The following is a 13,348-nucleotide window of genomic DNA, read 5'->3' as shown; positions in this document are numbered from 1 at the left end:
GGCCAGAAGCCCAATTCCAACCGTCACGGCAATACCCGCCATTACTTGGCGACTGGTGTTTTTCTTTCCCTGACAGAGCATTCATCTGATACCAGAAAGGTATCTTTTAACCTTCCTGAGCTTAAAGAAGGAAACCATGCAGAACAAATAGAGCCTTTGCGGCAACGCATGGGCCATGCCCATCCAGCCTTTCCCTTTCAACTTCCATCTCCGGCGGAAGGGATAATCCCACCAGTTCAGAAGGTGGTCAATGCCCTCAACCATGTTCTTTCTTTCCTCAATCTCCGCCAGCAATTCCTCCCGGGAGCGGAAAACCGCGTTTCCGGATTTCAACAAATCCCCGCACAATTCCAGGCCCGTCCGTTTGCTTTTTCGCAACTGCTGATGCACTTTCCGTTCTCTTTCCTCAAAGGCCAGCGCCGTCTTCATGCCGGCAAATCTCGCCGCGCTGTTAATGGCACAAATGTTCTTGGAAGCAAATCTGTAGTAGTACAGGGAAGTAGCGGGCAGTTCATAAATATTCCCCTGGAGCCACGCATAAAATGCCATTAAATCATCTTCAAAGCTGGCCGTCATCGGCAGGGAATTTCCCCACTGGCAGGCGCTCTTCCGGATCATCATGCTCCCTCCGTAATGGGCGCGGGAAGAAAAAGGCCCTGTTTGGAGCCGAACGGACAATGCCCCTTCCGGAGTAGCCGGAAACGCCGGGAACTCAAACGGAACCCCGGCTTCTTCATAAACATGGGTCATTTGACTGGCCACAGCCACGGCATCCGGGTGCTCCATCACCGCCCGGGCGAAAAACCTGCATCGCCAGGGAAAAGAACAGTCATCCCCATCCTGGCGGAGAATCCATTCATGGGTGGCCAGTTCCACCGCCTGCCTTATGTGCTGCCCGCGTCCAAGGGCGGTTTCATTCCGGTTTAAAACCACCCGGTACGGCCCACGGTACCGGGCCGCCATTTCCTGCATGACGGCAAACGTACGGTCGGAAGAACCGTCATCGGACAGTATGATTTCCACCGGTCCCTCATAGTCCTGCCGGAACACACTCCGGATGGCATCTCCAATGCAGTATTCTTCATTATGCCCGGTCAGAACGATGCTGATGGAGGGAGGATCCGAATGATTCATGACGGGAGATTAGATCAGGGATAGAACAATAGGCAGACCTTAGCCTAATCCCGCGGAGTTGACCAGCATAACAGGCCCTGCGGCATGCCGGGGTCATTTTTTCCACAGCAGGCGCAGGCGGCTGCCCGCCATGGACCAGGCCCGGTGCACCATGGAGCGCATGCCCGCCGTACCGCAATACATTAAAAACACCGTTACGCCGCCATAGGAGACAACCATCAGGAAGGCGCATGTAAACCAATTCAGGAAAGACAGGGAAGGCTGCAGGGGAATATATCTCCATACCCAAGACATCAGCACGGCCGGTGCCAGAATCAGCGCCAGCTGGTAACCGAATTGAAGCCAGTAGAACATCACATTCTCCCTGAACCCCCATGTGTACAGCATAAAGGGCTTCCAGATGCCTACGATCAGCATCAGGCTGGAAATGCCTCCCAGCAGAATGCCGGGCAGCCCCCAGAGATAGCCTCCAATGACAGCCACTGTAATGTTGATCACACTCTCTGCCAGCGGCGCCCAAATATCCCAGAAGAGACCGTAGCCATACAAGAATTGATCCGTCACTCCCCGCGTAATGGCAATGAAAAGATTAATGATCACCAGAATCATGATTTCCCGGGAGAGGATATAGCCGGACCCCAGCCAAAGGGAAATGAAGGGCTCCAGCAACTGGTAAAGGGCGAAGCATATCGTTCCGGCGATCAGCATACGCAGGGAAAACAGTTCATTAAACACCCTGCGGATTTTTGCCGTATTTCCCTCCGCAATCAGATTCCCTACACTGGCTTCCGTACTGCCCAGCAGGTTGTTGACCAGGAGAAACAGCTTGTCCGTAATAATGGAATAGTTGCCGAAGTAAGCCACCATCTGCAGGGAAACGAAGGCATAAACCAGAAGCGGCGTTATCTGGAACTGGGCAAAGGCCCCAATTCTGTGAACAAACAGCTGCCTGGTGTATCTGATGACTTCCGGATATTTCCTGAACAACTGGCGCCCCAAGGCAACACTGCCTTTCAGCCACGGGTACACTTGGTTGATTTTCCAATTCAGGATGAATGAATAGATTCCCCCAAATAACAGTTCTATCGCGATCCATAGATAGTAGCTGCCCGTATACCAGGCGGACAGCATCTGAAATAAAATCTTGATGATGGTAGCCGTTTGGAAATAGACGGCTACCACGTAATTTCTCTGGTCCGCACCCAGGAGAGTCTGCCTGTAATTGGCAAAGTAGCCAATCAGGGAAGATGCCAGAAATGAAAAATAAGCAAAGTAGATGACGCCATAGGAAAACCCCGTAGAAGGAAAAATCAACGGCAGAAAACATGCCAGCACCAATCCGGCGCCAATAATAACCAGGCCTATCCAGCGGTACATGTAGCCTAGGACGGAAATGATTTCGTTAATCCTGATTTTATCCTGGTCAAAAAGAGGTTTATAAAGCACATAGCCTATCGCCGTGCTTACTCCCAGTTCCGCCAGATTGAGAAAATTCAGCAAATTTAATAAAGTTCCCGTCAAGCCGACAAAATCGGCTCCCAGGCAGTTTAAAAATATTTTCCGGGAAAAAAAGGAGATGCATAGAATCAAGATGTAGAACACAAGATTCACACGGGCATTCTGCAAACTCTTTTTTACACGTGATTCCCTCATCTCATACATTTCATGAATTCAACCCAACCCTATCAGAAAATATAAAATACAGAAATTGCACAAACCCGCTTTTATTTATTCAGCCTGTAAAATAAAACAAAATATTCCGCCAATCATATACCCATGAAAGCGGCATTACCCTAGCACATCATTCCACTACATCAACACTTTTTACCTTAGCAAAAAAAAATCCATTTGATTCCTATTATTCAATAATGCGGTGCAAAACTTCCTTGCCTTATTTTCACCTGCCATCTATATTGAAGTTCGTGAGCAAAGGCCGGATTTTAATTGTCGCCTATACATTTCCTCCGGGAGAAGGCGGGGTAGGAATGGCAGCTTTTGAAATGGCGAAAGGGCTCGGTACTTTAGACTGGGACATTCACGTGCTTACGCGGGAACAGAATCCACTGGCTGATCCATCCCGCCCGGTATGCTGTTCCGTCGCCTCCATACCGGATTCCTTAACGGAAGACAGGCCGCGTTTAAAGGAATACCTGAACACCCATTTGGGAGATATCCAGCCGGATTTCATCATTTATCATTCCTGGTCAAATTGGTGCAGGAAGGAACTCATGGAATATGCCAAGTCGCACCACATCCCCTTCATCCTGCGCTCACATGGGACAGGCACCAATTTTTCCGCCTTCTTCCGACTCCGTTACCCCCCCTTCTTCGGAATGAAAAAATGGATCGGTTCCTTCCTCAATACCAGGAAGTCCGTTCTCCTTACGGGCAAAGAAGCGCCCTTGAACCGTCTTGTTTTTCTTGAACCCTATGGAAGCCTATTTAAAGGATTCGATTATTATTATGCCAGCAAGCTCAAGCTTCCCAACGCCTGCTGCATTCCCAACACTTTTCCGGCGTTGAAACGCGGCGCTCCGTTCTTCCGGGAAAAATACGGATTAACCGGGGTCTCCGTGTTCACCTGTGCGGCCAGCGCCTGCACGACGAAACAACAGCTCCTTTTCATCCGCCAGGCAAGACGCATGGATTTGCAGAATATCGTTTTCCTTTTTCTCGTCCCTCAACGCAATTCGTATGCAGAGCAAATGGAAAAGGCCATCGGGAACCATCCCGGATTCCGCATTCTTTACAATCTTCCAAGGCATGAAGTGGAGGCCGCCATCTCGGAAAGCGACGCCATGTTCCTCTACTCCTACCAGGAACAACAGCCTTTGTGTATTCTGGAGGCCATGTCCTGCGGCATTCCCTGGATAGCTCCGGACATCGGTTGCATTTCCGTTTTGAAAGGTGGCATCATGCTGAAGAGAAGAACTCCCGGCTGTCTTAAAAAGGCTCTAACCTCCATGCTGGCTCCTGATACCCGGAAAAGTTTAGGCGCCGCCGGATTCCAGCAGTGGCAGCAGCGCTATGCGCCCCATGCTGTCTATACCCAGTGGGAGGCCCTGTTCCGTTCCGCCAAAAAATCTGAAAACTATTCAGACACATGAATTACAAGTGATTTGAATCTCCTCTTCATATGATCCCTTCCGACCATACCCGGCCCGTTCTCGCCATTGTCTCGGACATGCCTTTGGGGCGTCTGATTCCCAGCGAGCTTCAGGAAAAAGATCGTTCCCTTACACCATGGATTTTTTCCCTGTTCCAGGCTCTGGCAAACCAAGCGGAATACGACATCCACTGGATCACGCTCAAGAAATATGTTTCCGAGTATACGGTCAAATCCATCCATCACCAGACCATCCATATTTTGCCGGACTCCAGCCTGGCAGTAGGTTTGCTTACCAATCATTTTTCCGCCTCCAGAAAAATCCGCCATCTTCTGGATCAACTGAATCCGGACCTGATTCACGTCTGGGGTATTGAACTGGCATACGCGACCGCGTGCAAAACGCAACCACGCATCAAGCTGTTGTCCTACCAGGGCTCCCTGATTGCTTCTTGCCAACGTTCCAAAATGAAAATGTTCCCGAAGATTCAGGCCTTCTGGGAAAAACGGACCACTCCGGAATACCGCCACATCACTTGTGAATCTCCATGGATACATGACCGTATTCTTGAAATATCCCCTTCCGCCCAGATTTCGATCATTGAATATGGAGTGGAGGAATCATTCCATCACGTCGAAAGATCACCCTCCGCCACTCCGGAATGTTTGTTTGTAGGAAGCCTCAATGAATTAAAAGGCGTCAGGTACCTGATTCAAGCATTTATGAAACCCTCACTGCAACATGTTGAACTTTATATTGCCGGATCAGGGGAATTAAGGGAAAAACTGGAACCAGCAAGCACGCCCAATATCCATTGGGTTGGCACCTTGCAGCGTCCTGAACTGCAAAGGCGGATGTCGTCAGCATGGTGCCTGGTACATCCCACCCTGGGTGATGCCTCTCCCAATTGCGTCAAGGAAGCAAGAGTCATCGGGCTTCCCGTAGTTACCACTTGCGAAGGAGGGCAGACCCAGTATGTTATTGACGGCAAATCCGGGTACATTATTCCCGTCAGAGACAGCGAAGCCATTGCCCAGGCAGTCCTTTCCCTGACTGAATCCCTGGAGAAAAACATGACCATGGGGCTTTACGGGCTGGATGAGGTTAGAGAAGCTCTGAAAATTGAACTGACTTGCAGCAAATTCCTTTCCTTGTACGGCTCCCTGATGAACGGCAAACTCTCCTCTCTTCCGGATTGATTCATCCATGCATGAAACCGGCTCTGCGCCCGGTCATACTCTTCCATTCCCCGTTCCCATGAAAAAGGTTGTTTTCATTAACTTCGGTTCCGCCCGGTTTACGCACCGCCAGATGTTGCAGCTTCTTTCCGCCAAACTGGCCGGAAAAGCGGATCAAGTACATGGATTCCAGCCTAAGCACTTAAAAAAGCTCGGGTTTTATAACACCCATCCCTGGGCTCACCCTTCCCAGAGAGGATTTGCATTCTGGTCATGGAAACCCTTCATCATTCACCATGCCCTCCGGCAGGTGCAGGACGGGGACATGGTCATCTATTCGGACGTCGGCCGGCCGTGGGTGCGGATGTTCCACCATTCCCTGGGCTCTGTTCAACAATGGCTGAAAGAACTGCGCCAGGACATCATGCCCGGAATATACATCCCCTATACGGGCACAATAGAAAATTGGACCAAGGCCGCCACGCTGAACCAAATGGAATCGCTCTCGCCGGATATGTTGAATTCTCCTCCCATTCAGACCTCCTTCTCCGTCTGGAGAAAAACCCCGGCGACTGTGAGACTGGCGGAGGAATGGGAAGAAAAATGCCGCCATTTATCGCTGGTCGGAGATTACGACGCAAACACGGACATTCCGAACAGCCCTTCCTTCAAGGACCACAGGCACGACCAGGCCATCTTCTCCATCCTGTGTTTTCAGCATCATCTAAAAGCATTGGACTCCATAGGGGGACAAAGGCCCGAAGTTGACAAGGATCTGGACGCCTGGCTTCAGCTTCAGGGAGCGCCGCCGTCAGGCGCCTGTGCAGATGCCCTGTTAAACGGCCTTTCCGCCACCGCCAGAAAACTGGAAAGCGCCGTCAGGACCTGTTTGAAAAAGTAACCCCTCCTTTCCGTCCACCGCAGAATCTTCATGCAGCCATCCCCAGCCACCCTCTCCACCCTGTTCCTTGCCGGTCCCACCGGATCCGGAAAGTCCGCCGTGGCCGTGGAACTGGCGGACATGCTGGGCGCGGAGATCGTCAGTTCGGACGCCTACCAGGTGTACCGTGAAATTCCCGTCCTGACGGCGGCTCCTTCCCCGGAAGAACAGGCGCGCATCCCTCATCACATGATTTCGGTCATTCCCGTCCAAATGCCCTGGGACGCCACGGAACACTACCACCGAGCCATGCGGTGCGTGGAAGACATCCATGCGCGGGGAAAAACGGCCATCGTCACGGGAGGTTCCGGCCTGTACTTCAAATTCCTTTCCCATGGCCTGTCGGAAGCTCCTCCGGGAGACGCCTCCCTGCGCGCCGCCTTTGCGGACTACTCTACGGAAGAGCTATACACCCGGCTCTCCGCACTGGACCCGGAAGGCGCGGCAGCCACCAGTCCCGCCAACCGGCGTTACGTGGAACGCAACCTGGAAATCGTCCTTGCCGGAGGAAAACCCCTTTCCTTCTGGAAGCGGAACTGGCTGAAACCGCCTCGCGGCCCCGGCTGGGCCATCACCCGGGACGTCCCGGAGCTGGACGGCAGAATAGCCGCCCGCACCGCCCGCATGATGCAGGAAGGAGCCGTGGAGGAAGTAGAGCGGCTGGGCCCCTGCTCCGCCACGGCGGAACGCACCCTGGGTCTGGCAATCATACGTAGCATGCTGCGCGAAGAAATCACCCAGGAAGCCTGCCAGGCGCAACTGGCCCTGGCCACCCGCCAGTACGCCAAACGGCAGCGTACCTGGCTGAAACGGGAACAATGGCTCCGGGAACTTCCGGCTTCCCCCTTCGGCTCCCCCCGGGAGCTGGCGGAGCGCATCATGCGGGAACTGGAAGGTTAGCTCTTCTTCACACGGCGGTAAACATCCGGAAAGCCGCGTCATCCTGTTATTCCCATGGCAACCCGCTTGCTCCTTCTTTATCAGGCTATATCTAACATATTTTTGGATAGATTGACATTTAAATGGACAAAAAGTTATCATAAGTATCGTTCTTCGCAGTTCCTTTCCTGGCATGAACTTTCCCTCTTTCCGCCTTTCCTCTATCGGCATTTTTCTGCATGCCCTGGCTGTACTGGCCCATGCAGAAGATATTCCCACCACGGATGACCGCTCCCTGTACATCGAATCGGAAACGAAGGTTGCCTCTCCTCAATGCCTCATCGACCAAGGAGACCAAGACGAGGACAGGAAACGCACCAAAGTCGGTATTGGAGAAGTAGTCACCTTAACCTTGAACGGCAAGAGGGTTAAGGACGTGGACTCAGCCTCCCTTGAATGGCCCCTGGAGCCGGAGAATGCGGCCAGTATTGAGAAATCAAATGACGATATTAACCAAGCCACGCTGAAGATCAGCAGTAACCTCACCCAGAATACCACGCTGAAAGTTCGAGTCAAAACCAGCCTTGACGAAGAATTGCCGGAAAGGGAACCCTCCGTTTTCAGCATTCTCGTTCCCTCTGACATTAAAGCGGAACATTCCGGGAAACGGGTGGAAAAATATCCCCAGGACAAGGAGAAAGACAGACCGGGAGCTTCCTCCAAGCTTGTCGTGACTTTTCTTCCCTTGACAGTCAGTTTCAGCAACATTTCCATCATGGAGCGGGCGGAAGACCCGGAAGGATTCAAACCGGTGCATACCCCGGGAAAATTGTTGATGAGACCTAATGCTCTGAATGCCCACCATCATGACAACATCGGCTGGAGATGGGACAAGGAGAAGGATATTCGCTTGCAGCACTTGCAGAATATGAAGCTGTCGTATTCCTTTTCATGGACCTGCGGGTGGTACGTACGCGCCGACGGCAAGGACTGTTGCAAGATCGGAAACGACACGTACGCCCAAGATTTCAGTTTTGAATACGAAGATGAACGGGAAACCAATGAGAAATCCCCCACCAGGGGCTTGAAAAACATCAAGGTGAGCATCACCAAATTCGGATGCACCGTCACGCGCAGCACAGCAGGTGACGCCCTGCATGCCGACTCTACCGCCAATCCATAACCTCCTGTTTTAGCATCATGAATAAATCTTGTCCCTTCCTTCTGTTATTAGTCCTTTTCCTGCTGTCTTTTCCCTGTTCAGCCTCTCCGGAGCAGGACCAGCTCCCCCTTCCTTCCGCCATCAGGAATATGAACAGGCAGAACCCGGAACTCCTGCGGCTCAAGAAATTGCTGGACAGTGACCAGATCATTCCATTCTACCAGGGGGCGGATAAGATATTGAAAGAAGCCAACCTCTACCGGAAAAAGGACGTCACTTCTCAGGAATTGACGGAGGGGCTTTTCCTGTGCTATCTGATTGCCAAGGCCCCGTTCATCGACCTCAACGATTACGAAAACGTCGAATGGGTTTCAGAATATACTGATGTTGATCACTACGCAAAAGAGTTTTTCACAAACAGTATCCCTTTCCTTGCCCTAACGGACAAGAATAGCAGCCTTCCAGGCAAGGAAGAGGCCCTTCGATTTTATTTATCCGCAAAAGCTCTGATCATCAAACAATTCCACAGCCAAGTGGATTATGCTTTTGAAGCTACGGAAATCTTCGCTCACATGCTCATCGACTACGCCTCCGGAATGCCCGAAGGAAACGATACCAAGCTGTTCAACAAGACAAGCGCGCTGAGTTCGAGAAGCAACAACGCTCAATTCGCCATCAAAAGCAAAGAACGCGGATTTATCAGGGAATTGATGACCTGCTTCCCGACCAAGGCCCAGGAGGTCAAAAAATACCTGCGTCTGGCCGGATACAGGGATAAGGACATTCCGGCCCTGCTGGACAGGACCGTCGGCCGGGTGCCGAAAGCGGCCTACCTTTACAAGGGATTGCCCAAACAGAAAAATTAAAGCGGCATCTAAATCCGAACAACAAAAAGCGTCACTAGTGCAAACCCTTTCCTGCATAAAAAGACTGTAAGGCATCCCCTTGTTTTTCCAGGTTACGTCCGAATAATCGTCTTCACCGCTTTTTGTCTTGGCTTGCGGCGGCATCTTTGATTTACAGGGGCAGGCGGGAAAGACTTCCCAAACGCAGGTTCCCTATTACACCCATATCTTTTTCAACATCGTGGCACGTATTCTTGTAGGCTTATCCGGCGGGGTGGACAGCTCCGTGGCAGCAGCCCTGCTCGTGGAGCAGGGGCATGACGTGGTGGGGGCTTACATGAAAAACTGGGTGAATGACGAGGGCATTCCCGGCGAATGCCCGTGGGAACAGGATATTCAGGACGCGCTGGCCGTCGCCAAAAAAATCGGCATTGAATTCCGGGTCATTGACCTGGTGGACGAATACCGCGCCCGCATCGTGAATTATCTGATTGAAGGCTACCGCGCCGGATACACGCCCAACCCGGACGTGCTGTGCAACCGGGAAATGAAGTTCGGCGTCTTTCTGGATTACGCCCTAGAACAGGGGTTTGACGGCGTTGCCACGGGCCACTACGCCCGCAGACTGGATACGCCGCAAGGCTCCTTCATCCTGCGCGGGCGGGACCCGAACAAGGACCAGTCCTACTTCCTGTCCCTGATGCGCCCGGACCAGACAGCCCGCGCCGTGTTCCCCCTGGGGGACCTGCTGAAGCCGGAAGTCCGCGTGCTGGCGGAGAAATACGGCCTTCCAACAGCGCGCAAGAAGGACAGCCAGGGCATCTGCTTCATCGGCCAGGTGAAAATGAGCGACTTCCTGCGCCACTACCTGCCGGACAAGCCCGGCAAAATCGTGGATACGGAGGGAAAAGTGCTCGGCTCCCACAACGGCCTGCACCTGTTCACCATGGGCCAGCGGAAAGGCCACGGCGTAGCCTCCCCCCGGGAGGGAATCGCTTATGTGGTGGTGGGGAAGGACGTCAAGCGCAACCGCCTGATCCTGGGGTATGAAGACGCATCCACGCAGGGACTGTACGCCGCCCATGCGGTGGTTGGCAGCATTTCCAATACGTTGGTTCCCCTGCCTTCCCGCGTGATGGCGCAGCCCCGCTACCGCGCCAAGGCGGAATGGGCCTCCTGCGAATATCTGGAAGAAGGAAAGGTGTGCCTGAGCTTTGACACGCCCCTCCGGGCGCTGGCCGTGGGGCAGGTCTGCGCCTTTTACGACGGCGGCAAGCTGCTGGGCGGCGGTTTTTTTGAATCCATAGAACCATGATTGACCCGAAACGCACCATAGCCGCACAGGCTACCGCCGCAGGACAGGGAGCCATCGCCGTCATCCGCATGAGCGGTCCCGGCTGCATGGCCATCCTGAAACAATGCACCCCCGCGGCCTTCACGGACCGCCTCCAGCCGCGGCGCGCGACGCTGGCCCGCATCCTGGACGCAGACGGAGCCGCCATTGACCAGGCGCTCATCACCTGGTTTCCGGCTCCGGCCAGTTATACGGGGGAAGATACCGTGGAAGTTTCCTGCCATGGCGGCATGCTGGTGACGGACCGCCTGCTGAAACGCCTGTACCGGTGCGGAGCTTCCCCGGCGGAACCGGGCGAGTTCACAAAGAGGGCCTTCCTGAACGGGCGCATGGACCTGACCCAGGCTGAGGCCGTGATGGACGTGATTTCCGCCGGGAGCGACCTGGCCCTGAAAGCCGCGCAAAGCCAGCTGGACGGGGGCATTGGCTCCCAGGTGGACGAACTGAAGGAGTGCCTGGTTCATGTTCTGGCCCATATTGAAGCCTATATTGATTTTCCGGATGAAGACATTTCCCCGGACACTGCCTCCGGTTTGCTGGCGCGTCTCCGGAGCATGGAAGAAAAACTTTCCGCCCTCCTCCGGACCGCCGAGGGCGGCCGCCTTCTGCGGGAAGGAATCCGCACGGCGATCGCCGGACCGCCCAATGTCGGAAAATCCAGTCTGCTGAATACCCTGCTGGGGTATGAGCGCGCCATTGTCAGCAACATTGCCGGAACCACGCGGGACACGGTGGAGGAATCCATCCAGCTCGCCGGGCTGGCCCTGCGGCTGATTGACACGGCAGGCGTCCGGGAATCATCTGACGTGATTGAACAGGCAGGCATCACCCGCACCAACCGGGCGCTGGAAACCGCGGACCTGGTTCTGGAAGTGGCGGACGCCTCCGCGCCCCGCACAGAACCCTTCCTGACCGCCGGGCGCACCGCGCCGCGGCTGCTGGTCCTGAACAAGTGCGACCTGGGAATCCATCCGGACTGGAAAACCATTCCCGGCATCAGGTTCTCCTGCGCCGCCGGAGAGGGCAGAGAGGAATTGGAAGAAGCCATCGTTCGCGCCTTTGCCTCCGCCCTGCCCGGTGAAACGGGCAGCTCCCAGGTGGCCATCAACGCCCGGCACCAGCATGAACTGGGCCTGTGCCTGGAGCACATCCGGCTGGCTTCAGAGTCCATCTCCCGGCAGGAGAGCCCGGAATTTACGGCATTGGAACTCAGGGAAGCCCTGACGCACCTGGGGGAAATCACCGGAGCCGTGGATACGGAGGACGTCCTGGGCGCTATTTTCTCCTCCTTCTGCCTGGGCAAATAGTATTAAAAAAGATAGCAGTTTGAAAAATTCAAATCCTTATATTCAAAAAATGAGCTGTGAAACAGAAGATCCTATCATCAGGTTAAAACAAATTAAAGACAACATATCGAAACCTGAATTTATTTATGAACATGACAAATTAGATAAAGCTATTACTATTATGAGAATAAACAATTATTCTCAACTACCTGTGCTTTCTGAAGAAGAAGAGTTAATCGGTTATATTTCATGGACAACTATAGGTACAGCATTTTCACAAGGAGTGCAATTGGATATAGTTAAACACTATGTAAATAAGCATGTAATCAAGGTATCATTGGATACTCCACTATTAAACGCAATTAGATCTATTTACGAACACGATTTTGTCTGTGTCATGGATACAGATACATCTAATAAAATATCTGGAATTATAACTACAACAGATATTTCTCTTCAATTTCTTGAAATGGCACAACCTTTTTTTCTTCTAGAGCAAATAGAAAAAATTATTCGTAAATTAATTAAAATAATTCCACTCTGTGAAATTAAAGAAATTTTAAATAGGAATACTCAATTAAATTCTATTAATGATCTCACCTTTGGAAATTACATTTCATTAATAAAAGAAGACAATATTTGGAAAAAATTAGAACTCAAATATGTTGATAAAGAAATATTTCTTAGAGAATTTGATGAAATTAGAAATATAAGAAATGGTATCATGCATTTTAAACCCAGTGGAAACACGCATGATAAATGCAATCAACTAGAAAAAATATATAACTATCTCACATCCATAATCTTCTACCGTTCACTTCCTTCATCTTCAGATTCCGCTTCCGGGGAAAACAGGGGGATGTAAGAAGGCAGGTTCCAGTTCCACCGGATGGCCGCCAGGCGCACGGAGAGCGTGACTACGAACCCCGTCACGAAGCAGGTGGAGGAGTCGATCCCGAAGTAGTAAAGCACCGCGTACGCCACGCCGCCCAGCAGGGCCGCGGTGGCGTACAGTTCACCGGGACGGAACACATAGGGAACATTTCCGGTGAGCACATCGCGCAGCAGGCCGCCCGCCACGCCGGTGCAGATGCCCATCATCACGGAAACGGTGGAGGTATAACCGTGGAGATAAGATTTTTCCGTGCCGATCATGCCGAAGAGGGCCAGCACGATGGCGTCCGCCACGCGGATGGTGCCCATGGGGGGCGGATATTTCTGGGCTACGTAGAAGGTTCCCAGGCTGGTGACGACGGCGGCCAGGACGAAGATTTCCCCGGAAGGGAGCGTCCAGTACACCGGAATGTCCAGCAGGACGTCGCGCACGGTTCCCCCACCCAGGGCTGCCAGGGTGCCGCAGACAATCACGCCGAACAGGTCCATCTTCACCCGTGAGGAAGCAATGGACCCCGCCAGGGCTCCAATGATCGTGCTCATGATTTCACAGATGGAGAGGAACATGG

Annotated in this window: 12 protein-coding genes; 9 read left to right on the top strand and 3 right to left on the bottom strand. The window is 52.7% G+C overall.

Annotation, left to right across the window (positions count from 1 at the left end):
* Positions 1-81: 81 nt before the first annotated feature.
* Positions 82-1,134 carry a glycosyltransferase family 2 protein gene (locus HHJ06_RS01085; RefSeq protein WP_215426961.1) on the bottom strand — a complete coding sequence of 351 codons (1,053 nt, stop codon included), beginning with the start codon at positions 1,132-1,134 and terminating at the stop codon, positions 82-84.
* A gap of 93 nt (positions 1,135-1,227) precedes the next feature.
* Positions 1,228-2,787: a lipopolysaccharide biosynthesis protein gene (locus tag HHJ06_RS01080; RefSeq protein ID WP_215426960.1), complete on the bottom strand. Its 1,560-nt coding sequence runs from the start codon at positions 2,785-2,787 to the stop codon at positions 1,228-1,230.
* A 332-nt stretch (positions 2,788-3,119) separates the two neighbouring features.
* On the opposite strand from HHJ06_RS01080, the gene HHJ06_RS01075 reads away from it, so the two are divergent.
* The 9 genes from HHJ06_RS01075 (at position 3,120) to HHJ06_RS01035 (ending at position 12,750) form a co-directional block, all read left to right on the top strand.
* Entirely contained in the window at positions 3,120-4,241 is a 1,122-nt protein-coding gene (locus HHJ06_RS01075; RefSeq protein WP_215426959.1) for a glycosyltransferase family 4 protein, read from the top strand.
* Between the two features lie 29 nt (positions 4,242-4,270).
* Complete coding sequence (locus tag HHJ06_RS01070; RefSeq protein WP_215426958.1) at positions 4,271-5,440, top strand: glycosyltransferase family 4 protein; 1,170 nt, start codon at positions 4,271-4,273, stop codon at positions 5,438-5,440.
* Positions 5,441-5,498: 58 nt separating this feature from the next.
* Positions 5,499-6,320, top strand: a complete 822-nt coding sequence (locus HHJ06_RS01065; protein ID WP_215426957.1) for a hypothetical protein — start codon at positions 5,499-5,501, stop codon at positions 6,318-6,320.
* 30 nt (positions 6,321-6,350) lie between these two features.
* A complete protein-coding gene (gene miaA / locus HHJ06_RS01060) occupies positions 6,351-7,259 on the top strand; it encodes a tRNA (adenosine(37)-N6)-dimethylallyltransferase MiaA (protein WP_215426956.1) in 909 nt (302 codons plus the stop codon).
* A gap of 172 nt (positions 7,260-7,431) precedes the next feature.
* Positions 7,432-8,421 (top strand): hypothetical protein, encoded by a 990-nt coding sequence (locus HHJ06_RS01055; RefSeq protein ID WP_215426955.1) that lies wholly within the window; start codon positions 7,432-7,434, stop codon positions 8,419-8,421.
* Positions 8,422-8,549: 128 nt separating this feature from the next.
* Positions 8,550-9,266, top strand: a complete 717-nt coding sequence (locus tag HHJ06_RS01050) for a hypothetical protein (RefSeq protein ID WP_215426954.1) — start codon at positions 8,550-8,552, stop codon at positions 9,264-9,266.
* 220 nt (positions 9,267-9,486) lie between these two features.
* Positions 9,487-10,560, top strand: a complete 1,074-nt coding sequence (gene mnmA, locus HHJ06_RS01045) for a tRNA 2-thiouridine(34) synthase MnmA (protein WP_215426953.1) — start codon at positions 9,487-9,489, stop codon at positions 10,558-10,560.
* The gene (gene mnmE, locus HHJ06_RS01040; RefSeq protein ID WP_215426952.1) at positions 10,557-11,906 is read left to right on the top strand and encodes a tRNA uridine-5-carboxymethylaminomethyl(34) synthesis GTPase MnmE; all 1,350 of its coding nucleotides are present in this window, start codon (positions 10,557-10,559) and stop codon (positions 11,904-11,906) included. The genes mnmA and mnmE overlap by 4 nt, the downstream gene beginning before the upstream one ends.
* 49 nt (positions 11,907-11,955) lie before the next feature.
* Entirely contained in the window at positions 11,956-12,750 is a 795-nt protein-coding gene (locus tag HHJ06_RS01035) for a CBS domain-containing protein (protein WP_215426951.1), read from the top strand.
* Here HHJ06_RS01035 and HHJ06_RS01030 read toward each other — a convergent pair.
* Complete coding sequence (locus tag HHJ06_RS01030; RefSeq protein ID WP_215426950.1) at positions 12,693-13,322, bottom strand: trimeric intracellular cation channel family protein; 630 nt, start codon at positions 13,320-13,322, stop codon at positions 12,693-12,695. The genes HHJ06_RS01035 and HHJ06_RS01030 overlap by 58 nt on opposite strands.
* Between the last annotated feature and the right edge of the window lie 26 nt (positions 13,323-13,348).

Source organism: Akkermansia muciniphila, assembly GCF_018709685.1.
GTDB classification, from domain to species: domain Bacteria; phylum Verrucomicrobiota; class Verrucomicrobiia; order Verrucomicrobiales; family Akkermansiaceae; genus Akkermansia; species Akkermansia muciniphila_E.
The sequence above is the reverse complement of the archived record's forward strand: the minus strand, read 5'-3'. Positions and strand labels throughout refer to the sequence as shown.